This is a genomic window from Oceanicaulis sp. UBA2681 (genome assembly GCF_002354675.1).
Taxonomy (GTDB): Bacteria; Pseudomonadota; Alphaproteobacteria; order Caulobacterales; family Maricaulaceae; genus Oceanicaulis; species Oceanicaulis alexandrii.
The window spans coordinates 658,525-679,159 of record NZ_DEMB01000016.1; the positions used below are offsets into that span (position 1 = coordinate 658,525).

Genomic DNA, 20,635 nt, shown 5'->3' on the forward strand with positions numbered 1-20,635 from the left:
CCGGCCAGTGATCAGCCAGCGTTGACTCAAGGCTGAGAACGCCTTGCGCATCCAGCTGAGCGGCCAGCAGCCCCATATAGGCCTTGGTCTGGGACGCGACATAGATCGGCGTGTCCGCGGTCAGCGGCGCGCCGGTGCTCGCCCTGCGCTCCCCCCAGACTTCGCGCAGCAACACGTCATCGGCCGTTACGGCCACCACGGCGTAGCCCGGACCCAGATCCTCAAACCCGAACAGAAAGTCCTGCATCCGCTCCGCCGCCGCTACCGGGGTTTGCGCTTGCGCGAACACCATGGGTGATAGCAAAGCCAACGCCGCGCCAGCGACAAGGTTTGAAAAACGCATATAAATCTCCATCAAAGGCCGCAAACTTTACCGGCAAGCTAGCCCCGCGCAGACATGCGGTCTTGTACGCATGTAACCCTGTGCAGCACGAGATCAGGCGAACGCCGCCTTGAGCGCAGTCGCGGTCAGTCCGGTCTCAGACCGCAAGGTGCGCGCCAGATGGGGCTGGTCTGAAAAGCCGCCGATCTGGGCGGCCTCTGCGGCGCTCACACCCTCTTCCAGCAGACTGCGGATCGCCTGGCTCAGCCGCATGCGGCGACAATCCAGACTGATCGGCGCGCCATAAAACCGGGCATAGCTACGCGACAGATGCACCCGATGGACCCCGGCTTCATCCGCCAGCGCTTGAACGTTCATCTCGGCAGGATCGTCCCGCACCGCCTCGCGCACGCGCGACAACCATGCCGGCGGTTTCAAAATTGGCGGCTCAGCCGGGCCTCCGAGCACCGCCAGAAGGTCCATCAGCACCTGATCATCGTTCGCGACGCCTTCCACCATCAGCCGCACAAGATGGGCTGCATCCGCTGCGCAAGCAGCCGGGCTCCAGCTCCACAGCGTCTCCGGGCTTGAACACGGCTCTGTATTCACCGCCACCAAGAGCGCGCCGTTCGAACCATAGCGGTTCTCATGTTCATGACCGGCCGCCTTGAACCCCACATGAGACGCCGAGGGTTGCGCAATGTGAGACGGCGTCTCTTCACACAGCCCTCCGGACAGGATCATGGAATGCTGGTCGCACTCATGCACATGCGCGGCCATGTAATGCCCCGACGGGTAATAGCTCAGAATCACCTCAGCGCCTTCAAACCGGGCCAAGGGTCGGCGTTTGGGTTGGAGAGGCTGGAGCATCGGCTGTCCTGATAGTGAAATGGAGCGTGCGCGCGATCATGCGGCGCCAGTCCATAAAACAACAAAAGCCGGCGGACGCCCCGCCGGCTTTTGAGTAGATGCCGCCAATCAACAGACTGGATGCATCAGTATGTTGGCGCCCATTCAGACTTTCTCGTCAGCATAGGCTTCACCGCTTTTCGCCGAGCTCAAGGCCTGTTTCAGCAGACCCCGGCCGATGTCGTCGACATCGTCTTTTTCAAGCTCGGTCTCGCAGGCCTGAACCAGAAAGGCCTCGCCATCATCAATGGCCTTGAGCGCGGTTTTCTCTTCGCTGCCGAAATTGGCGCTCATCCCGGTGAGCATCCGGTGCAGGCTGCCCAGCGGGCCGCCTTCATCCTTGGGCTCTTCGCCTTGCAGGCGCACATGGGCCTGATATTCGAGGATCATGGCCTGACGCTCGGCGAGCTTCTTGGCGAACTTGGCTTTGTGGACATAGTCGTCCTCAACCAGGTTCAACGCCATTTCATAGCCGCGTCGGCTGTCGATGAGAATCGGCAGAATGTTGTTCAAGGCAGCAGCTGTTTGGTGTCCCATGGGAATCTCCGCTTGGTTTGAATGACGATCAGGTCGGACGCCTGATCGGTCAGCCCAGCGCAGCCGCGTTCACCTGGGTTTCTGCAATGCGCGTCATCTCGCGATCACCGCCATAGGTCTGATCCAGACATTCCTGAATGCGGACGACGTCTGATTTCAGGCCCTGTCGTTGAGCGAAAGCCCGTACGACGCCATAGCCTGCAAGCGCGTAATGGGTCATGCGCTGATATTGGGAGATGATGGACGCGTCGCGGACATCATCATCGCTGAAATCTTCCTCCAGCGCATGGGCGCGAGCTTCGGCCACCAGGCCTTCCATACCCTTGCAATGCTCGCCATTGGGATTGGCGTCATGGGTTTCAATCAAGGCCTGGATCGTCGCCATGCCCTCTTTGACACCCTCGGCGCCGCGTTTGAGCGCAGCCTTGAGATCGGGATTGGTCGCCGCTTCGGACAGCTCTTTCGTCACCGACAGCGATTGCTTGTCAGCGCTGTACAGGTCTTGCAGCTGGTCGATATAGAGATCTTTCAAGGTGTCCATGGTCAAGTCTCCTTCATTGGAGTTCTGAACACGGCCCGCGTCATCCGGGGGGCGGCGCCACAGGGCGCGTGTTCGGGCGTTCGTCCTGACTCAACGCCTGGTCAGGGCTCGCGTTCCAAATTGGGTGCAGCGCCCAGACAAAAGGGCGGCCCGTCCGGACCGCCCTTTTTCAGATGATAGGACCGGGTCGGCCCGGTCAGGACTTGAACGGATCCTGCATCAGGATGGTGTCGTCGCGCTCGGGGCTGGTGGACAAGAGCGCCACCGGCGTCTCGATCAGCTCTTCAATGCGGCGCACATATTTCACGGCCTGAGCCGGCAGGTCCGCCCAGGAGCGGGCGCCTGCGGTTGACCCCTCCCAGCCTTCAAAGGTTTCATAAACCGGTTCGACGCCCGCCTGGGCGCCCGTGCCAGCGGGCAGACGGTCATACATCTCGCCGTTGAACTTGTAGCCGATGCACACTTTCAGCTCGTCAAAGCCGTCCAGCACATCAAGCTTGGTCAGCGCCACGCCATTGATGCCGTTGATCTTGCAGCTTTGGCGCACCAGCACGGCGTCAAACCAGCCGCAGCGGCGCTGGCGGGAGGTGACGGTGCCGAACTCACGCCCGCGCTCGCCGATCTTCTGGCCGATCTCGTCGGTCAGCTCGGTGGGGAACGGGCCTTCGCCGACCCGCGTGGTATAGGCTTTCACAATGCCCAGCACATAGCCGACCTTGCCCGGCCCCACGCCTGATCCGGCGGAGGCCTGACCCGCGACGGTGTTGGAGCTGGTGACGTAGGGATAGGTGCCGTGATCCACGTCCAGAAACGCGCCCTGGGCGCCTTCAAACAGGATTTTCTTGTCGTCTGCGATAGCCCGGTCGAGCGTGCGCCAGACAGGGTCCGCATAGGGCAGGATTTTCGGCGCGATATCCAGCAGCTCTGCGACCAGCGCGTCTTCATCCGCCTCTTCCACGCCCATGCCGCGGCGCAGGGCGTTATGGTGATGCAAGAGCTCGGAGACGCGGCGGCGCAACTGGGTTTCATCGGCGAGGTCAATGACCCGGACGGAGCGGCGTCCCACCTTGTCTTCATAGGCCGGGCCGATGCCGCGGCGGGTGGTGCCGATCTTCATGCCGTCATCGCGGTTCTCGCGCAGGGCGTCGAGTTCGCGATGGACCGGCAGGATCAAGGTGGCGGTTTCCGCCACGCGCACCAGCTTGGGGCTGATATCCACGCCCTGCTCGCGCACTTTCTCGATCTCGGAGATGAAGGCCCAAGGGTCGACGACTACGCCATTGCCGATGAGGGACAGCTTTTTCTGCACCACGCCCGACGGCATCAGCGACAGCTTGTAGGTCACCCCGTCCACAACCAGCGTGTGACCGGCATTGTGACCACCCTGAAAGCGCACGACCACGTCGGCGCGATGAGACAGCCAGTCGACAATCTTGCCTTTGCCCTCATCGCCCCACTGGGCGCCGACAACCACAACATTGGACATCGCGCATACTCCGTATCGCGGAAAAACCGGGGGTGGCTTACGCGCTTCTCAGCCCAGGGGCAAGAAGCGCGCTGGCAAAGCCTTTTGAGGACGCCTAATCGGCGGGGTTCGCAAGCGCTTCGTGATACGCCCAGTCCAGCCAGGGGCCGAGCGCCACGAGATCGTCTGCGTCCACCGTCGGGCCGCACCAGATGCGCAAGCCAGCGGGCGCCTTCGGGTGGGGAATCACGTCAAACGCCGCTTCTTCGCGGTCCAGCAACACGCCCATGCGGCGCGACACCGCCCAGCGTTCCGCCTCGGACTTACCCTCCAGCTCCTTGCCGGAGAATTTCAGCGTCACAGAGGTTTGCGAGCGGGTGGCCGGATCCTGAGCCAGAAACTCGATCCAGTCGGTCTTTTCCACCCAGGACGCCAAAGCATCGAAATTGGCCTGGGTCCGAGCGATCAGCGCGGACACGCCGCCCTCTTTCGCCGCCCATTTCAGCGCATCGAGATAATCCTCGGTGCACAGAAGCGACGGCGTATTGATGGTGGAGCCTTCGTAGATCGCCGCCGTTTCCTCACCCGCTTCAAACAATTGCAGAAGGCGCGGCACCGGCCAGCTCGGGCGGAACTCACGCAGGCGCTGACGCGCACGGGGGCTGAAGATGGCTATGCCGTGCTGGGCTTCGCCGCCCATGCATTTTTGCCAGCTGAACGTGGTCACATCCAGCTTGTCCCAGGGCATGTCCATGGCGAAGGCGGCTGACGTGGCGTCGCAGATGGTCAGACCCTCGCGGTCGTCCGCAATCCAGTCGCCATCGGTGACGCGCACACCCGCCGCCGTAGCGTTCCAGGTGAAGACCACGTCGTTGTTGAAATCGACCTTGGAATAATCCGGCGCCTGGCCATAGGGCGCGTGATGGATGGTCAGGCCCTCAGGCTTGAGCTCGTCACGCGCGTCGATCAACCAGCGGCCGCCAAACTCGTCGCACGCCAGCACGTCCACGCCGCGCGCGCCCAGCATGGACCACATGGCGCCTTCCATCGCGCCGGTGTCAGACGCCGGCGTGATGATCACTTTGTAATCGTCAGGGATTTCCAGGATCGCGCCGGTGCGCTCAATGGCTTCGGCCAGGCGCGCTTTCGGCGTGCCGCCGCGATGGGTTCGGCCCAGCGGCGCGGCGGCGAGCGCAGACAATTCCCAACCCGGACGCTTCTTGGTAGGCCCGCAAGAGAAGCGGGCGTCATTGGGGCGGCTGGTGGGTTTGAGAACCGTCATGATACGATGACCTCAGCTTTGTTATCGACAGGGCTCCACCGGTAGGCCGTGCTGCACATGCGGTCAATTGCGCAAGGCGAGGAAAAATCCTGACTTGACCATGTTCCGTACACGCCGTAGCGCAAATGCCATGACCGATTATCGCGCCCTCTTCGATCTGCCCGCTGAAACCGCTTACTTCAACGCCGCTCAGGTCGGGCCCTTGCCGATCCGCGCGGCGGAAGCCGGGCAGGCTGCCTTCCGCGACAAGCTGCGCCCCTGGGCGCACACCACGAACCAGCTGTTCTTCGATCTGCCGGAAAGCGTCAGGGGCGAAGCCGCCCGGCTGTTCAACGCGACCGCCGACGACATCGCCCTGGTCCCCGCCGCCTCCTATGGCCTGGCGACCGCGGCGCGCAATCTTGACCTCAAATCGGGCGATGAGATCGTCATTCTGGACGGGCAATTTCCCTCCAATGTCTACACCTGGCGCGCGCTGGCGCAGCAGACCGGCGCAGTCATTAAAACCGCCAAACGCACCGAGACCGGGACCTGGACCCAGGCGCTGATCGCTATGATCTCGTCGCGCACGCGTCTTGTAGCCTGCGGGGCGTTGCACTGGATTGATGGCGGCCGGATTGATCTTGAAGCCGTGTCAAACGCCGCCAAGGCGCAGGGCGCGGCGCTGGTGCTCGACCTCACCCAGTCGCTGGGCGTGATGGAGTTTGACGTCAAAGCCGTCGATCCTGATTTCGCCGTCGCCGCCGCCTATAAATGGCTGCTCAGCCCTTATGCGACCGGGTATCTGTATGTGGCGTCGCGCCACCAATCGGGCGTTCCGCTTGAGCAAAACTGGATCAATCGCAGCGACGCCCGGGACTTCACCCGGCTGACCGATTATCGCGACAGCTATGATGCGGGCGCACGGCGGTTTGACATGGGCGAACGCTCCAACCACCAATTGCTGCCCGCCGCGCTTGAAAGCCTCAAACTGATCAACGGGCTTGGAGTCACTGACATCGCACGCCAATGCGCGGCGACAAGCACGATGATCAAAGAGGGTGTAGCGCCGCTGGGCCTGCTGGCTGATATTCCTGATCAGGCCGCGCACTACCTGTCGCTGAGCCTTCCCGACAACGCACCCGCTGACATCGCCGCGCGGCTGCGAGAGCAGGATATTCACGCCTCCCAACGCGGCCCGCGCCTGCGGATCAGCGCCCATATCTATAACACCGAAGAGGATGTAGGCCGCCTCGTCTCCGCCTTGAAAGCCATACTGGGATGACGCCGGACAGTCCGGGAGCGAAAGGCTGGGGCGCGCTCGGCCTTCTGGCGCTTGTCTGGGGCAGCGCGTTCGCCTTCATCGCGATCGCTGTCGACACCCTGCCGCCTTCGATCATCGTGCTGGGACGATTGAGCCTCGCCGCCGTCATCCTGACAGGCTGGGCGTTTTATCGCCGTCGCCGCTTTCCGCCGCTGCGCGACGTGCGCTGGCTCTGGTTCCTGGCGCTCGGGTTCCTCGGCAACGCCCTGCCCTTCACCCTGATCGCCATTGGTCAGAAGACGGTGCCGTCCGGGATTGCGGGCATTCTGATGGGCATGATGCCGCTGACCGTGATCGCGGCGGCGCATTTCATCCTGCCCAATGAACGCCTGAGTCTCCGGAAAGCCTCGGGATTCCTGATCGGGTTTTCCGGCATCGTGATCCTGATGGGGCCTGCGGCGCTGAAGGGCATGCTGGAGGCGGACTTTCTCGCCCAGCTCCTTATCTTCATCGCGACCTTGAGCTATGCCGCCAATGCGGTGACCTATCAGGCCTCACCCGAAACCCCGCCCAGCGTCATCGCGGCGGGGTCGATGATCTGCGCGGCTTTGTTGAGCCTGCCGGTGGCGCTTTACGACATCTTCGCCGGGGCCCCCATCACGCCGAGCCTGCCATCCATGATGGCGGTGCTGGCGCTCGGGTTGTTGCCGACCGCGCTCGCGACCATCGTCTATATGGGCGTGGCGCGAAAGGTGGGCGCGTCGTTTGTGGCGCTGATCAATTACATGGTCCCGGTGGTCGCCGCGGTGATCGGGCTCCTGCGCGGCGAACCCATGACCCTGACCACGATGATCGCGCTCGGCGTCATTCTCTTGGGCGTCTATGTCGCCCGGCGCAAACCCAAAGCCGCGCCCTAGTCGAGATCCCCGCGCACCGGCGCGTGAGCGAATTCTGAGGCATTGACCGTCCAGCCATGCTGGACCGGGCCATGTCCCTCGCCAAACTTGGGCGCGCGGCGGATCGCTTCATACAGATAATCGCCCGCCATCTCGACGGCGCGGTCAAGGCCTTGGCCCTGCGCCATCAGCGCGGCGATCGCGCTCGCCAACGTGCAGCCCGTGCCATGGGTGTGCCGCGTATGAATGCGCGGGCGCGTGAACAGGCGCACGCCATTGCGCGTCGCCAGAAGATCAATGATCTGAGAGCCTTCCAGATGACCGCCTTTGACCAGCACCGCCTTGGCGCCCATCTCCAGCAATTCGTCGGCGGCGGCGCGCTGATCATCCATGTTTTCAATCGTGCCGCCCGCCAGAACGGCGGCTTCAGGCGCATTGGGCGTGATCAGGCTGGCGCGCGGCAGCAAAATCGTGCGGATGGCCTCCGCGGTGTCTTCACTGACCAGGGAATCGCCCGAGCTCGCCACCATGACCGGATCGACGATCAGCGGTAGACCGACCGTGCCCTCGTCATCCAGCGCCTTGACGACGGCTTCAATCGTGCTGACAGATCCAAGCATGCCGGTCTTGATCGCGTCCGTGCCGATATCAGACAGCACCGCATTGATCTGAGCGGCGATCACATCATCAGGAATGGGATGCACGCCCGATACGCCCTTGGTGTTCTGAACCGTCACCGCAGTAATCGCTGTCGAGGCGTAGCCGCCCAGCGCCGTCACCGTCTTGATGTCGGCCTGAACACCGGCGCCGCCCGAGCTGTCAGACCCGGCAACGATCAGGACCCGGCCCTTCGGGTTCTCAAACTCGCCCTCTGCGATGTCGGTCTCGTCGGTCATGGCTGTGCTCCCTCAATGTCACGTGTGAGCTAGTCTGTGCAGCCAGCTCGTGCAAGTCGGGAGGCTGTGTCCAGACAGACACACTGACGCTTATTCGCAACGGATACCCAAGTTCTCTCTGGTCTCCATCCTCGGGCTGATCTAAGACCCGCTTACCCGACAGAGCCTGTCTGTCCAGAAGGAGTATTCGGATCCGTGCCACGATCTTGAGAGCAGCGGCGGCCTGGTGAAATCCAGGCGGTGAGCGTCGCAGCAAATGTGGACCACGGCGCGCATCGCGTCTGGCCCGAACGCTAAATCCCTCGCCTGTACCGCAGCCTTACAGATCATGCGTGTCGCCCGTCGCCGGAGTCCGGCTGATGACGCCCCGCACGTACGCAGGACCGAGATGACCGATTTCAACGATTTTGAAGACGAGAACACCCCCAGCGCGCGGGTGTTGTCCAATTTTGACGTGCTCCGTTTTGTCGCCCGGCAATGGGCGCGCCGTCCCTGGCTGTTCAGCCTGGTGGTGGGCTTCTCGGCGCTCGCCACTTTGGCGGACGTCTTTATTCCCGTGGCCGCCGGCCAGCTGATTGATTCCATCAGCAGCGCCAACGCGGACCCGTCAGGCGACAGCCACTGGACCGCGTTGATCGTGTTTGTGGGGCTCGCCATTCTGGTGAACGCCGCCCGGCAGATCATGGTGCGGTGTGAGATCCCGTTCTCCAGCGCCAACATGGCGGACATGACCTCTGAAGCCTTCGCCAAGGTCCAGCGCTTCAGCGCGGACTGGCACGCGAACGCCTTCGCCGGCGCGGTGGTGCGCAAGATCACCCGCGGCATGTGGGCGTATGACACCATCACCGCCACGTTGTGGTTCTCGATGATCCCGTCGATCGGAGTGATGGTGGCGCTGGGCGTGTACATGCTCATTCACTGGCCGATCGTGGGCCTGTATGCACTGGCGGTGACCTTCACCTTCATCGTGCTGACGGTGCTGGTGTCCACTTATTATATCCGCCCGCAGAACGTTATCTCGAACGCCAAGGATTCAGAGCTCGGCGGCGCGATCGCGGACGTGATCTCCGGCGTCGCCACGGTCAAAAGCTTCGGCGCGGAAGCGCGTGAAGACAGCCGGTTTCATACCCTGGCCTGGGGCTGGCGCGCTGCGGCGAAAAAGACCTGGCTTCGTTTCACCAACGCCTGGCTGATCCAGATGACTGCCGTCATCATGCTGCAGGCGGGCCTGGCGGGCCTGTTGCTGCAGCTGTGGACGCAAGGCGAGGCGACCGCGGGCGACGTGGTGTTCGGCATCACCGCCTTCTTGATGATGGCGGGCTATATGCGCCGGTTCGGCGAGGAAGTGCAGAACGTCCAGCGCGGTCTGGACGAGATCCAGGACCTGGCCGCCTTCGCCCGGACCGACGCCCAGATCGCAGATCTGCCCGGCGCGCCCGCGTTCAAACCGGGACGCGGCGAAGTGGTCTTCAAGGATGTGCGCTTCACCTATCAGGGCCAGGACACGCCGCTTTACGAAGATTTCTCCCTGACCATTCCGGCGGGCGAGCGCGTGGCGCTGGTCGGCCCGACCGGGTCGGGCAAGTCCACTTTCGTCAAGCTGGTCCAGCGCTTTCACGATGTGGATGCCGGCGCCATCGTCATTGATGGCCAGGACGTGCGCACCATCACCCAGTCGAGCCTGCGCCGCTCCATCGCGCTGGTGCCTCAGGACCCGGCCCTGTTTCACCGCACCATTGCGGAGAACATCGCCTATGCCTGCCCGGACGCGACCGATGAGCAAATCGTGGAGGCCGCGAAACGCGCCCGCGCCCACGACTTCATCGTCACCTTGCCCAAAGGCTATGACACGCTGGTGGGCGAGCGGGGGGTGAAGCTGTCGGGCGGCGAACGCCAGCGCATCGCCATCGCCCGCGCCGTGCTGGCGGATGCGCCGATCCTGATCTTTGACGAGGCCACCAGCGCGCTCGACAACGAGACCGAACGCGACGTTCAAGAGGCGATGGCGGATGTGACCCAAGGCAAGACCGCCATCGTCATCGCCCACCGGCTGTCGACCATTCGGGATGCGGACCGCATCCTGGTTTTTGACAAGGGCCGGGTGGTCGAACAGGGCACGCATGACGAGCTGGCCGCCCAGGGCGAAGGCGTTTATGCGCGCCTCGCAGCGCTGGCGGAGGGCTAGGCCCAATCAAGGCCATTTCGGGGCTGATGCAGGTTTTTCGTATCTTTTCGGTGCGAGGCCTGCTATCAGCCGCCGCTCAGTCGCGCCGGGGCACTCCGCGCGATCAGGTTTTCAGGGCTGGCCTCAAGCAAGGGATTGTGAGGCGCACGTCCTTTGCGAGGTACATATGAAGTTCCCCACCACCATTCCTTCAGCGCTGGTCTCAGCGCTGGAGACGAAGGGCTATGACGCCCTGACCGAAGTCCAGTCCGCGGTTCTGACCGACGAGGCTGTGGGCCGTGACCTTCTGGTCTCCGCCCAGACCGGCTCGGGCAAGACCGTCGCCTTTGGTCTGGCCATGGCCGAGACCCTGCTGGCCGGCGAAGACCGCCTGCCGCAAGCGGGCGCGCCGCTGGCTCTGATCATCGCCCCGACCCGCGAACTCGCCTTGCAGGTTCAGCGCGAACTCGACTGGCTGTACGCCAACGCCGGCGCTCGTCTCGCCAGCGCCGTGGGCGGCCTTGACGCTCGCACCGAGCGCCGGGTTCTCGATCGCGGCGCCCATATCGTCGTGGGCACGCCGGGTCGTCTGCGCGACCATATCGAGCGCAAGGCGCTGGATCTGTCCAATATCCGCGCCATCGCGCTGGATGAAGCCGACGAAATGCTCGATTTCGGGTTCCGCGAGGACCTTGAATTCATCCTCGGCTCTGCGCCCGAAGAGCGCCGCACCCTGTTGTTCTCGGCCACGGTCTCCAAAGAGATCGCCCGCATCGCCGAGACCTATCAGCGCGACGCCCTGCGCATCTCCAAGCTCAGCGCCACCGGCCAGCACGCCGACATCAGCTATGTGGCGCACACGGTGTCTGGCCATGACCGCGAGAACGCCGTCATCAACGTGCTGCGTTACCACGCAGCGCCGCGCGCTCTGGTGTTCTGCGCCCGCCGCGATGAAGTGAATCGTCTGGCCGCCAAGCTGCACAATCGCGGCTTCCACGCTGTGGCGCTGTCGGGCGAGCTGACCCAGGCCGAACGCACCAAGGCGCTGCAAGCGCTGCGCGACGGCCGGGCGAATGTCTGCGTCGCCACCGATGTGGCCGCGCGCGGCATCGACCTGCCGGGTCTTGACCTGGTGGTTCACGCCGAGCCGCCGACCAATGCGGAAAGCCTTCTGCACCGCTCTGGCCGAACCGGTCGTGCAGGCTCGAAAGGCACCAGCGTGTTCGTGGTCGCCAGCTCCCGCAAGGGCCGGATCATCCGCCTGCTGCGCGACGCCAAGGTTGAAGCGCAATGGGTGGACGCGCCGGACGCGGACGATGTCCGCGAGAAAGACCGCGAACGCCTGGCCGAACATCCGGCGCTGGCCAATGACGTCGACGAGGAGCGGCTGGATGAAATCCGCGCCCTGATCGAACAGTTTGGCGCTGAAAAACTGGCCGCCGGCTTCCTGGCCGAGCTTGAACGCCGCATGCCGGCGCCGGAAGAGCTGTCCGGAACGCCAGCCGATCGTCCGCGCGAAGAGCGCGCCGATCGGGGTCCGCGCCGTGGCCGCGAAGACTTTGACGACGGCCAGTGGTTCGAGATTGATCTGGGCCGCAAGCAGCGCGCCGAACCGCGTTGGCTTTTGCCGCTGATCTGCCGTGTTGGCGGCGTCGCGGGCAATGATATCGGCGCCATCAAGATTGGCGATTCTGCGACCCGGTTCCAGATCGCCGAAGACAAGATCGAAGGCTTCAAGCAGGCGATGAACCAGCCGCGAGAAACCGACAAGAATGTGCGGGTCTCACTGGCGGGCGACGAACCGTTTGAAACAGCTGCGCCGGACTTCAACAAAGGCCCGCGCGGCGGCGATCGTGACCGCAGCAAGCCCAAGCGCGCGCCGCGTCCTGGCAAGAACGAACGCGCCGCCAAGCGTCATGATGACGATGATTTCTTCGGCGGCTCCGCTGAAGACACCCGCCCCAAGCGCGACTGGGCGCCGAAAGGCAAGCCGCCGTTCAAGAAACGCGATGGCGACAAGCCCTATGCGGCCAAACCCGGCGGCTTCAAGAAAGGCCCCGGCGCCAAGCCCGGCTTCAAGAAGGCCGAAGGCGCCAAGCCGGCGTTCAAGAAAGCTGAGGGCGGCGATCGCCCGCTGAAGCGCATCAAGCGCAAAACTGACAGCTAGCTTACCAAGCGGTCACGCTATGGACAGGACAAGCCTGCCGCCGTGCGGCAGGCTTGATCCATGTCGAGCCTGATTGAATGCCTTGAAACCCAAGACGCAATCGCCCTGAGCCATTTGCTCGGGCGCTTGCCGCATTTGACCAACGCACCGGTCAAGGATGGCGATCAGACGCCTCACCCGCTTCATGCCATTTGTGATCGGGTGTTTGACGGCCGTCTGACCGAACCGCAAGGGTTGGCCTTCGCCAACGCCTTGATCTCGGCGGGCGCGGATCTGGATGCTGTTCATCCGGGTAATGGCGACACTCTGCTGATCAGCGCCATCAGCCTGTCCTGCCCGTCCATCGCCCATCGCCTGCTCGACAAGGGCGCCAATCCCGATCCGCGCGGCCTGTTCGGCGCCACCGCCCTGCATTGGGCCGCGATCATGGGCATGGCCGACCTTGTGAAACGCCTGATGGATCATGGCGTCTATATCTATCTGCGCGACGCCCAGTACAGCGCCACCCCGCTGGGATGGGCTGTGCAAGGCTGGCTGGAGCCACCCCGCGGCGCCCGCGGCGAGCATATCGCCTGCGCAGCGCTGCTGGTTGAAGCGGGCCTGCAGCCGGACACGGACTGGCGGCACAGCGAACAGATCATGGGCGACAAGGCGCTGCGTCTGGCTTTGGGCTGGGCTTAGGCCCCGGCGTTCAGAACCGCCGCCTGCACCTTGAGGGCCTGAACCGTCTCGCGCACGTCATGGACCCGCACGATGGCGCAACCGGCCCGTGCGGCGTGCAGCGCGACGGCGAGTGAGCCGCCCAGCCGATCCATTGCATCGTCCGCCGTGTCGTCAATCGCCTGGATGAAGCGCTTGCGTGAGGCGCCGAACAGAACCGGCAGGCCCAGCGAGACGAAATGCTCGAGCGAGGCCATGAGCTGGAGATTATGCTCCAGCGTTTTGCCGAAGCCGATGCCGGGATCGAGCACGATCAGATCGCGGTCAAAGCCGGTGGCGAGCAAAACGCCGGCGCGCTGGCCCAGATAGCGCGCCACGTCGTTGACCACGTCGTCATAGTGCGGCGCAGCCTGCATGGTGCGCGGTTCGCCCTGCATATGCATCAGGCAGACCGGCACCCCCAGCTCCATGGCGGTTTCCGGCGCCGTATCCGCGCGCAGGGCGTTGACGTCATTCCACAGGCTGGCCCCGGCATGCACAGCGGCGCGCGCGACCCCCGGCTTCATCGTATCAATCGAGATCGGCGTGTCCGGGCGTTCTTCAAGAATCGCCTCGATCACCGGCGCGACACGGTCCAGCTCTTCGCTTTCAGAGACGGGTTCGGCGCCCGGACGGGTGCTCTCCCCACCGACATCGAGGCAATCTGCGCCCGCATCCAGCAAAGCCAGCCCATGATCGCGGGCCGCCTGCGTGCTGGCGTGCCGCCCACCGTCTGAAAAGCTGTCAGGCGTTACATTGACGATGCCCATGACCTGCGGCCGACCATCGCTGTGCGAGCGGATCGGGAAGGCTAGCATGGACGGCTCGACGCCTTGGAATACCGCGACAGTTCGCCATGGCGGAAATGCTCACGGTCTGCGCGCAGGGCTTCAGCGATATGATCGAGCACCGTGGCTTGTGCGCGCGAGCGCCGCACCGCGCCATGGGCCACCAGCCACAAATCCAGCAAAACCTCGAAATCGGGCAGGATGCGCACAAGCCCAGGGCTGACCCGCGCCAGTCTGTGCGAGGTCACACCGAGACCCAGACCATTGCGCAACCCCTCCAGATGGGCGCTGGGATGGGTCGCGACCATGACGTCCCGTCGGGGTTTGAGCTCGTCGCCAATGGGCGTCCGCGGCCATTGAAAGGCGATCGGCGCCGCCCAGCCCACCGCCACATGGTCAGCGACATCATCGAGCGTTTGCGGCGCGCCATGACGTTCGAGATAGCATTCAGAGGCGTACATGCCGCTACCCACCTCCGCCGCGCGGCGGGCGAGCAGGCTATGCTGCGGCCCGGGCTGACCCCAACGCAAGGCGATATCGGCGTCGCCGCCTGCCAGATTGGCCGGTTCGAACCCGATCTTGAGTTCGACGGACAGGTCCGGGTGCGCCTGGAGCAAGGGCGTCAGCGCGCCTGGCAGCCAGTCTGCGCCGACGCCGTCGCTGGCGGCCACGGTCACCCGCCCCTCGATCCGCTCATTCCCGCTGCGCGCGGCACGCTCGATCGCGGCGGCCTCGTCTTGCATGTTGCGCGCGTGATCGAGCACTGATCGCCCCAGCGAGGTCGGCGTCAGAAGGTCGCCCCGGCGTTCGAACAAGGCGCCGCCCAGATGGGTTTCCAGCGCCCGCATCCGGCGACTGACCGTGGGTTGGCTGAGCCCCAGCACACGACCGGCGGCGGCATGGCTCCCCGCTTCAAAAACGGAGAGGGCGAGATAATAGTCTGACCAGTTATCCATTCAACTATGAATACCAATTATGCAGTTTCAGTCAATTGCACATATGCTGCAGCGCGTCATATTTGTTTCATCACTGAATGGAGGCTTATATGTCCGTGTTTGCAACTGCAATTCTCGCCCTGCAACTGACCGGCGCGCCGGTCCAGGATTTCACCCCGGTCCGTGTGGCCGATTCCGATATTCGCGGCTCCGTCCGCGCCCTCAATCAGGGCGACTGGAACACCGCGCTGCACTTCAGCCGCGCCGCGCTGGACAGCGGGTCGCGCACCAGCGTGCTCATCGCCGCCCATGCCAACGCCTGCATCGCCCTGCACCAGCTGGGCCAGACCGCCGAAGCGGCTCAGGCGTGTGAAACCGCTTTGGCCCTGGCGCCGAACAACACCGTTCTGGCGTCTAACCTGTCTGCGGTGCAAACCCGCATGGCGGGCGCGCCGTCCGCAGGCGCTGGCAACTAATCGCCTGATCACAGGAATGCGATTTGCGCCGTCAGGGTCTGTCCGGTAACCCGTGACCCATGACGGCGCAATTCATCACTCAGCTGGGCCCCTATAGCGAAGCGCGATCCCGCGCTGGGCGCACTCTGAACATGTGGCGGTATGACGCCGGGTTTCAGAAGCCGCCAGCGCCCCACCGGGTTCTCCCCGAAAGCCGGCTGAGCCTTGTGACCGAAAGCCTGTATGCGCCGTCTGGCGAAGTGCTGAGCCAGGCGCACTGGGTTTTTGGCCCCATACAAACCCCTCGGCTTTACGCGCCCCCGCCAGGCTCCGTGCTGGAAGGCGCGTTTATCCTGCCCGAGCATGCAATCTGTCAGCTGGGCGTGCGTCCTGACGAGCTGACCGACGCCATTCTTCCGCAAAGCGACTTCCCACGTCTGGAGCGCCTGCCTGTCCACCCGCCGCGTCAACAAGACCGGCTGGCGATCTGGGCGGCCCGGCTGGTCCGCGCCACGAAAGGCCGTGTCCGCGCCAATGTCCTCGCAGAGCGCGCCGGGGTGAGCGAACGCCATCTTCATCGCTGCATGAGCGGACGTCTGGGCGTCGGACCCAAAGCCCTCTCGGCTCAGATCCGCGCCCTGGCGGCCATTGAACGCGCCGATCGCGCCGACCGTCCGGACTGGGCCGACATTGCGATCGCCAGCGGCTATAGCGATCAGGCCCATCTCAGCCGGTCACTCAAATCCCTGACCGGACTCACGCCGACCGCGCTTCATGCGGAAAGGTCTGTTGAGTCCGAAATCTTCAAGACCGAACCGGCACTTTAGGGCCAGCCTCCAGCCATCGTTCTTTCTGGCAGGAGCCCTGTGATGAAACTGTTGATGACCGCCGCCTTGTGCGCGGCGATGAGCGCCCCCGCCCTGGCGCAGCAAACGCTTGAATATGAGGGCCTGAGCTGGCGCATCGAGGCCGAGCTGGCCGAACGGTCGGAGTTTCTCGGTCGTGACGCCCTGCATTTTCGCGATGGCGTGATCTGGATTGACGGATCCCGGTTTGAAACCGGCGAGATCACGTTCGAGATGGCGATCAGCGGCTCTCCGGGCCATACCGGCGTTCTGTGGCGCGGTCAGGGCGTCGGCGACTGGGAGAAATTCTACTTTCGCCACCATCTCAACAACATGCCGGACTCTGTTCAGTACACCCCCGCCTATGACGGTGTGACAGGCTGGCAGATCTTTTCCGATCCGGACGCCATCAGCCAGGTCAGTCATGGCCTGAACCGCTGGATGGATGTGCGCGTGGTCGTCGCCGAGGATCAGGCCGACATCTTCATGGACGGCCAGCTGATCCATCACATTCCCGACCTGCAGCGCGAAGACGGCGCGGGCTGGGTCGGCTTCTGGCAATTGGCGCCCAATGGCGTGGCGTCCGGCTATGTGCGCAATGTCCAGGTCACGCCTCACAGAAACCCCGACATCATTGGCGTCTCCGAACGCAGCATGATGGAGCCTACGGCGAACCTCGTGCGCACCTGGCGCGTTTCCGCGCCGTTCAGCGAAGCCCAACTGGCCGAGCAGAGCTTTGAAAGCCTGCACGCGTCTCGCAATCGCTGGACCGCGCTTGAGGTGGCCTATAACGAGATCGCCAATCTGGCGAGCGTCGCCCGCCATTCCGAAGGCGACACGGTCTTTGCTGAGACCACGATTGTCGCGGACGGCCCCCGCACCGCGCTGGTCCGCTTTGGTTATTCTGACCGGGTGCAGGTGTTCTTGAATGGCGAGCGTCTGTTCGTCGGCAATAACAACTGGCGCAGCCGCGACTATCGCTATCTGGGCACCATCACCCGGCATGTGGCCGTGCCGCTGAACCTGCGTGACGGCGAGAACACCCTGACCTTTGCGGTTTCAGAAACGTTTGGCGGCTGGGGCGTCACCGCCGCGCTAGAAGACGCAGACGGCGTCCGCATCGCCCGCTGATCGCCCCTCCTTCGCCATCAGCCCTGCATACGCAAGCGTGCAGGGTTGATGTGCGCGCAGCGACAGTGTCGCCGAACAAACTCATAGGTTGTATTTTTCCCTCAGGCATACTTGTGGCGCTCTTCATCAAGGGAGGATCCCATGAGCCTGTCCGTGCAATTGAACATCTTCTCCGGCCGCCCCAACCCGCGCTTCACCGTGTCAGAAACAGAGGCGATATCCCTGTTCAAACGGGCGCTCGAAGCCGGTCCCGCCAGCCCGAACGCCAGCCGCGGGCTCGGGTATCAGGGGTTCACGCTCCTGCCTGTCGAGCCTGGATCAGACATGGACGCCATGAGCCAGGACGCTCTGGGCGCCGCGAGCGCGCACGGCCTGACCCTCATGGGCGCACCCGAGCTTGAGCAAGAACTGATCGCGCTGGCGCTCAAACGCCTGGAGCTAAGCGCTTCCGTGCAATCCGCCCTCGCAAACGCGCATGAAACTCCCTTGCTCATCGCCTTGCCGCAAGTGGATTGTCCCGACTGCAAGGGCCAGAACGCGCCCGCCTATGATCCTGATTGGTGGAACAACAATGCTGTGCGGTTAGCGAACAATAATTGCTATAATTACGCCAACAACCAGGCCACCAACACCTTCGCCCAGCCCGGTCGCGCCTCGGGAACGCCCATTACGGGTATGAGCTGCGGCGGGGTTCAGCCCAGCGCCGTCTCGGACGGGGTCGTCGCCTCAGCTAATTTTTCAGACGAGACGCCAGGCTGGTACGTGGCGCTGGTGATCTGGCCGGACACTGATTTTCACTGGTACCGTCAGGACACGAACGGCTGCTGGTCGCACAAGCCGGGCTCAACCCCTGTGATCAACACTGACAATGCCGGCGCCCAGATCACAGACCCCGCGACCTGTGACCGCGGTCACTACACGCAGTTCTGCAGTTACATGATCACCAATTCCGGCGTGGTGATCAGCTAGGCCGGTGAGATGACCCTTCGTGTGATCCTTCAAATCTATTCCGGCCGCCGCGATCCTGAATGGCTTGTGACGGGCGAGCTTGAAACCCGGTTGCGTGACGCGCTTTCGGGTCTGGTGGTCGGGCCGGAATGGGACCCGCCCAAACGGCTCGGCTATCGCGGCATCCGTATCGAGCAAGATAGTCCCGCCCTGCATTGGCTGTGCGTCAAAGGGCAGATCTTGCGCCAGGATGGCGCAGGAACACACTGGTTCACAGACCCTGAGTGCGCGATCGAAGCGCTGGCGCTGGAGAGCGGACGACCGGTTCTGGACCCGACCACGCTCGATCATCTGATCAAAATGCTCACCGAGGCGCACTGAATGACAAACGGCCGCTCCTGCTGGAGCGGCCGTTTGATCGTCTGAACTGCGGGGCCTGTCAGGCGCCGCCAGGCTTGGGCTCAAGCCCGCCCGCATCCGGCGCTTCATCCTCGTCATCTTCAATGACAGGCACGGCGCCAGACGGCGGCGACCCACCGTCGGCTTTAGGCGGCACTTCCGTGTCGCGATGAGGTTTGTTGCCCTTCAACAGCTCAACAATCTCATCACCGGACAGGGTTTCATATTCAAGAAGCCCTTCGGACAGAGCCACCCAATCGTCGCCTTTTTCGGTCAGGATCCGGCGGGCCTCTTTCAGACCGTCTTCCACCAGAGCCTTGACCTCTTGTTCGATCTTGGCGGAGGTTTCCGCTGAAATCTTGGACGACTGCATCAATTGCTGACCCAGGAAGACATCGCCCTGGTCCTCGCCATAATCCACCGGGCCGATCTCTTCAGAGAAGCCCCATTGGGTGACCATGGCGCGAGCCAGACGGGTCGCCTGCTTGATGTCGCTAGCGGCGCCGGAGGTGACGTTCTCCTTGCCGAATTTCAGCTCTTCAGCCACACGCCCGCCCATCATGATGGCGAGACGCGACGTCATCTCCTGATGGGTCATCGACAGCTTGTCGCCCTCGGGCAGCTGCATGACCATGCCCAGTGCGCGACCGCGCGGTATGATCGTCGCCTTGTGGACGGGATCGGCCGCCGGCACGTTCAGCGCCACGATGGCGTGACCGGATTCGTGATAGGCGGTGAGCGTGCGCTCTTTCTCGGTCATGACCATGGTGCGGCGCTCGGGCCCCATCATCACCTTGTCCTTGGCGTCTTCGAATTCCGCCATGGAAACGACGCGCTTGTTGCGGCGCGCGGCCAGCAGCGCTGCTTCATTCACAAGGTTCGCGAGATCCGCGCCAGAGAAGCCCGGCGTGCCGCGCGCGATGACTTTAGGCTGCACATCGTCAGCCAGCGGCACATCACGCATATGCACTTTGAGGATTTTCTCACGGCCCGTGATGTCAGGGTTCGGCACCATGACCTGACGGTCAAAGCGACCTGGACGCAGCAGCGCCGGATCCAGAACGTCCGGACGGTTCGTCGCCGCGATCAGGATGATGCCTTCATTGGCTTCAAAGCCATCCATCTCCACCAGAAGCTGGTTGAGGGTCTGTTCGCGCTCGTCATTGCCGCCGCCAAGACCGGCGCCGCGGGAGCGTCCCACCGCGTCGATCTCGTCGATGAAGATGATGCAGGGCGCGTTTTTCTTGGCCTGTTCGAACATGTCGCGCACACGAGATGCGCCGACGCCGACGAACATTTCCACAAAATCAGAACCCGAAATGGTGAAGAAGGGCACGCCGGCCTCACCGGCGACAGCGCGCGCGGTGAGCGTTTTACCGGTGCCCGGAGGGCCGATCAGCAAGGCGCCCTTGGGAATTTTACCGCCCAGGCGCTGAAACTTCGACGGGTCTTTGAGGAACTCGACGATCTCCTCAAGCTCTTCCTTGGCTTCATCGATGCCGGCCACATCGTCAAAGGTGACGCGGCCTGTCTTCTCGGTCAGCAGCTTCGCCTTGGATTTGCCAAAGCCCATGGCGCCGCGACCGCCGCCCTGCATCTGACGCATGAAGAAGATCCACACGCCGATCAGCAGCAGCATCGGGAACCAGTTGATCAGAATGCCCAGCGGGCTGATGCCGCCTTCACTGGGCTGCTGGGCGGTGATGTCCACATCCGCAGACCGCAGCGCCGCCGTGACGTTGGCGTCTGCCGGAATGGTGGTGCGGAAGGTGGCGCCGCCCGTGGTCTGCCCCGTGATCGTGTCGCCCTGAATGGTGACGGAGCTGACCTGCCCGCTCTCGACCTGATTCATGAACTGGGAATAGTTGATCTCGTTGGAGGGCGCCGACTGGCTCGGCCCCTGGAGCATGTTGAACAGCGCCAGAAGCAGCACCAGCAAGATCGCCCAAACCAGGATATTGCGCATATTCATCGTCAGTGTCCTTGTCCGCGCCGCCATCAAGCCGGGCGCGC

20 protein-coding genes are annotated in these 20,635 nt (G+C 63.6%); 10 read left to right on the plus strand and 10 right to left on the minus strand.

Translation table 11 applies throughout. The features are described 5' to 3' along the window. The 6 genes from B3M53_RS14515 to B3M53_RS14540 form a co-directional block, all read right to left on the minus strand. Positions 1 to 343 (minus strand): serine hydrolase (locus B3M53_RS14515; protein WP_286800857.1); only part of this gene is annotated, 343 nt, incomplete at its 3' end. A 93-nt stretch (positions 344 to 436) separates the two neighbouring features. Further along, positions 437 to 1,192, minus strand: coding sequence for a helix-turn-helix domain-containing protein (locus tag B3M53_RS14520; protein ID WP_273020026.1), 756 nt, complete (start codon positions 1,190 to 1,192; stop codon positions 437 to 439). Positions 1,193 to 1,336: 144 nt separating this feature from the next. After that, the gene (locus tag B3M53_RS14525; protein ID WP_273020028.1) at positions 1,337 to 1,768 is read right to left on the minus strand and encodes a PA2169 family four-helix-bundle protein; all 432 of its coding nucleotides are present in this window, start codon (positions 1,766 to 1,768) and stop codon (positions 1,337 to 1,339) included. A 49-nt stretch (positions 1,769 to 1,817) separates the two neighbouring features. Then, on the minus strand, positions 1,818 to 2,309 hold the full coding sequence (locus tag B3M53_RS14530) for a DUF892 family protein (protein WP_160092567.1): 492 nt from the start codon (positions 2,307 to 2,309) through the stop codon (positions 1,818 to 1,820). 196 nt (positions 2,310 to 2,505) lie between these two features. Further along, a complete protein-coding gene (locus B3M53_RS14535; protein WP_273020030.1) occupies positions 2,506 to 3,795 on the minus strand; it encodes an adenylosuccinate synthase in 1,290 nt (429 codons plus the stop codon). Positions 3,796 to 3,889: 94 nt separating this feature from the next. Next, on the minus strand, positions 3,890 to 5,056 hold the full coding sequence (locus tag B3M53_RS14540; protein ID WP_022700380.1) for a phosphoserine transaminase: 1,167 nt from the start codon (positions 5,054 to 5,056) through the stop codon (positions 3,890 to 3,892). 130 nt (positions 5,057 to 5,186) lie between these two features. Here B3M53_RS14540 and B3M53_RS14545 point away from each other — a divergent pair, with 130 nt between their 5' ends. Both B3M53_RS14545 and B3M53_RS14550 read left to right on the plus strand, forming a co-directional pair. Further along, positions 5,187 to 6,320 (plus strand): aminotransferase class V-fold PLP-dependent enzyme, encoded by a 1,134-nt coding sequence (locus tag B3M53_RS14545; RefSeq protein WP_273020033.1) that lies wholly within the window; start codon positions 5,187 to 5,189, stop codon positions 6,318 to 6,320. After that, positions 6,317 to 7,216, plus strand: coding sequence for a DMT family transporter (locus B3M53_RS14550; RefSeq protein WP_273020035.1), 900 nt, complete (start codon positions 6,317 to 6,319; stop codon positions 7,214 to 7,216). The genes B3M53_RS14545 and B3M53_RS14550 overlap by 4 nt, the downstream gene beginning before the upstream one ends. Here B3M53_RS14550 and thiD read toward each other — a convergent pair. Further along, a complete protein-coding gene (gene thiD / locus B3M53_RS14555; protein WP_273020037.1) occupies positions 7,213 to 8,091 on the minus strand; it encodes a bifunctional hydroxymethylpyrimidine kinase/phosphomethylpyrimidine kinase in 879 nt (292 codons plus the stop codon). The two genes, B3M53_RS14550 and thiD, sit on opposite strands and share 4 nt — an antisense overlap. Before the next feature lie 388 nt (positions 8,092 to 8,479). On the opposite strand from thiD, the gene B3M53_RS14560 reads away from it, so the two are divergent. The 3 genes from B3M53_RS14560 to B3M53_RS14570 all read left to right on the plus strand — a co-directional run bounded on the left by B3M53_RS14560 (position 8,480) and on the right by B3M53_RS14570 (position 13,103). After that, on the plus strand, positions 8,480 to 10,276 hold the full coding sequence (locus tag B3M53_RS14560) for an ABC transporter ATP-binding protein (RefSeq protein ID WP_273020038.1): 1,797 nt from the start codon (positions 8,480 to 8,482) through the stop codon (positions 10,274 to 10,276). Between the two features lie 166 nt (positions 10,277 to 10,442). Further along, complete coding sequence (locus B3M53_RS14565) at positions 10,443 to 12,422, plus strand: DEAD/DEAH box helicase (protein ID WP_273020040.1); 1,980 nt, start codon at positions 10,443 to 10,445, stop codon at positions 12,420 to 12,422. Between the two features lie 60 nt (positions 12,423 to 12,482). Then, positions 12,483 to 13,103 (plus strand): ankyrin repeat domain-containing protein, encoded by a 621-nt coding sequence (locus B3M53_RS14570; RefSeq protein ID WP_273020042.1) that lies wholly within the window; start codon positions 12,483 to 12,485, stop codon positions 13,101 to 13,103. Here B3M53_RS14570 and folP read toward each other — a convergent pair. After that, the gene (folP, locus tag B3M53_RS14575) at positions 13,100 to 13,939 is read right to left on the minus strand and encodes a dihydropteroate synthase (RefSeq protein WP_273020044.1); all 840 of its coding nucleotides are present in this window, start codon (positions 13,937 to 13,939) and stop codon (positions 13,100 to 13,102) included. The two genes, B3M53_RS14570 and folP, sit on opposite strands and share 4 nt — an antisense overlap. Continuing rightward, positions 13,933 to 14,865 carry a LysR family transcriptional regulator gene (locus B3M53_RS14580; RefSeq protein ID WP_273020046.1) on the minus strand — a complete coding sequence of 311 codons (933 nt, stop codon included), beginning with the start codon at positions 14,863 to 14,865 and terminating at the stop codon, positions 13,933 to 13,935. Before B3M53_RS14580 ends, folP begins: the two co-directional genes overlap by 7 nt. Positions 14,866 to 14,954: 89 nt before the next feature. Between B3M53_RS14580 and B3M53_RS14585 the strand changes: the two genes are divergently transcribed. From B3M53_RS14585 to B3M53_RS14605, 5 genes are all read left to right on the plus strand, one after another. Further along, positions 14,955 to 15,320 (plus strand): tetratricopeptide repeat protein, encoded by a 366-nt coding sequence (locus B3M53_RS14585; protein WP_273020048.1) that lies wholly within the window; start codon positions 14,955 to 14,957, stop codon positions 15,318 to 15,320. Positions 15,321 to 15,379: 59 nt separating this feature from the next. After that, positions 15,380 to 16,126: an AraC family transcriptional regulator gene (locus B3M53_RS14590; protein WP_286800862.1), complete on the plus strand. Its 747-nt coding sequence runs from the start codon at positions 15,380 to 15,382 to the stop codon at positions 16,124 to 16,126. 42 nt (positions 16,127 to 16,168) lie between these two features. After that, positions 16,169 to 17,275: a hypothetical protein gene (locus B3M53_RS14595; RefSeq protein ID WP_273020052.1), complete on the plus strand. Its 1,107-nt coding sequence runs from the start codon at positions 16,169 to 16,171 to the stop codon at positions 17,273 to 17,275. 141 nt (positions 17,276 to 17,416) lie between these two features. After that, entirely contained in the window at positions 17,417 to 18,244 is an 828-nt protein-coding gene (locus tag B3M53_RS14600) for a hypothetical protein (protein ID WP_273020054.1), read from the plus strand. A gap of 9 nt (positions 18,245 to 18,253) precedes the next feature. Next, positions 18,254 to 18,604, plus strand: a complete 351-nt coding sequence (locus B3M53_RS14605; RefSeq protein WP_273020056.1) for a hypothetical protein — start codon at positions 18,254 to 18,256, stop codon at positions 18,602 to 18,604. Between the two features lie 58 nt (positions 18,605 to 18,662). On the opposite strand, the gene ftsH is transcribed toward B3M53_RS14605, so the two are convergent. After that, positions 18,663 to 20,600 (minus strand): ATP-dependent zinc metalloprotease FtsH, encoded by a 1,938-nt coding sequence (ftsH, locus tag B3M53_RS14610; RefSeq protein WP_349678857.1) that lies wholly within the window; start codon positions 20,598 to 20,600, stop codon positions 18,663 to 18,665. Between the last annotated feature and the right edge of the window lie 35 nt (positions 20,601 to 20,635).

Excerpts from the sequence above, each read along its gene's own strand:
- B3M53_RS14520 (WP_273020026.1), bottom strand. The coding sequence starts at position 1,192 with ATGCTCCAGCCTCTCCAACCCAAACGCCGACCCTTGGCCCGGTTTGAA.
- B3M53_RS14525 (WP_273020028.1), bottom strand. The coding sequence starts at position 1,768 with ATGGGACACCAAACAGCTGCTGCCTTGAACAACATTCTGCCGATTCTC.
- B3M53_RS14530 (WP_160092567.1), bottom strand. The coding sequence starts at position 2,309 with ATGGACACCTTGAAAGATCTCTATATCGACCAGCTGCAAGACCTGTAC.
- B3M53_RS14535 (WP_273020030.1), bottom strand. The coding sequence starts at position 3,795 with ATGTCCAATGTTGTGGTTGTCGGCGCCCAGTGGGGCGATGAGGGCAAA.
- B3M53_RS14540 (WP_022700380.1), bottom strand. The coding sequence starts at position 5,056 with ATGACGGTTCTCAAACCCACCAGCCGCCCCAATGACGCCCGCTTCTCT.
- B3M53_RS14545 (WP_273020033.1), top strand. The coding sequence starts at position 5,187 with ATGACCGATTATCGCGCCCTCTTCGATCTGCCCGCTGAAACCGCTTAC.
- B3M53_RS14550 (WP_273020035.1), top strand. The coding sequence starts at position 6,317 with ATGACGCCGGACAGTCCGGGAGCGAAAGGCTGGGGCGCGCTCGGCCTT.
- thiD (WP_273020037.1), bottom strand. The coding sequence starts at position 8,091 with ATGACCGACGAGACCGACATCGCAGAGGGCGAGTTTGAGAACCCGAAG.
- B3M53_RS14560 (WP_273020038.1), top strand. The coding sequence starts at position 8,480 with ATGACCGATTTCAACGATTTTGAAGACGAGAACACCCCCAGCGCGCGG.
- B3M53_RS14565 (WP_273020040.1), top strand. The coding sequence starts at position 10,443 with ATGAAGTTCCCCACCACCATTCCTTCAGCGCTGGTCTCAGCGCTGGAG.
- B3M53_RS14570 (WP_273020042.1), top strand. The coding sequence starts at position 12,483 with ATGTCGAGCCTGATTGAATGCCTTGAAACCCAAGACGCAATCGCCCTG.
- folP (WP_273020044.1), bottom strand. The coding sequence starts at position 13,939 with ATGCTAGCCTTCCCGATCCGCTCGCACAGCGATGGTCGGCCGCAGGTC.
- B3M53_RS14580 (WP_273020046.1), bottom strand. The coding sequence starts at position 14,865 with ATGGATAACTGGTCAGACTATTATCTCGCCCTCTCCGTTTTTGAAGCG.
- B3M53_RS14585 (WP_273020048.1), top strand. The coding sequence starts at position 14,955 with ATGTCCGTGTTTGCAACTGCAATTCTCGCCCTGCAACTGACCGGCGCG.
- B3M53_RS14590 (WP_286800862.1), top strand. The coding sequence starts at position 15,380 with ATGACGGCGCAATTCATCACTCAGCTGGGCCCCTATAGCGAAGCGCGA.
- B3M53_RS14595 (WP_273020052.1), top strand. The coding sequence starts at position 16,169 with ATGAAACTGTTGATGACCGCCGCCTTGTGCGCGGCGATGAGCGCCCCC.
- B3M53_RS14600 (WP_273020054.1), top strand. The coding sequence starts at position 17,417 with ATGAGCCTGTCCGTGCAATTGAACATCTTCTCCGGCCGCCCCAACCCG.
- B3M53_RS14605 (WP_273020056.1), top strand. The coding sequence starts at position 18,254 with ATGACCCTTCGTGTGATCCTTCAAATCTATTCCGGCCGCCGCGATCCT.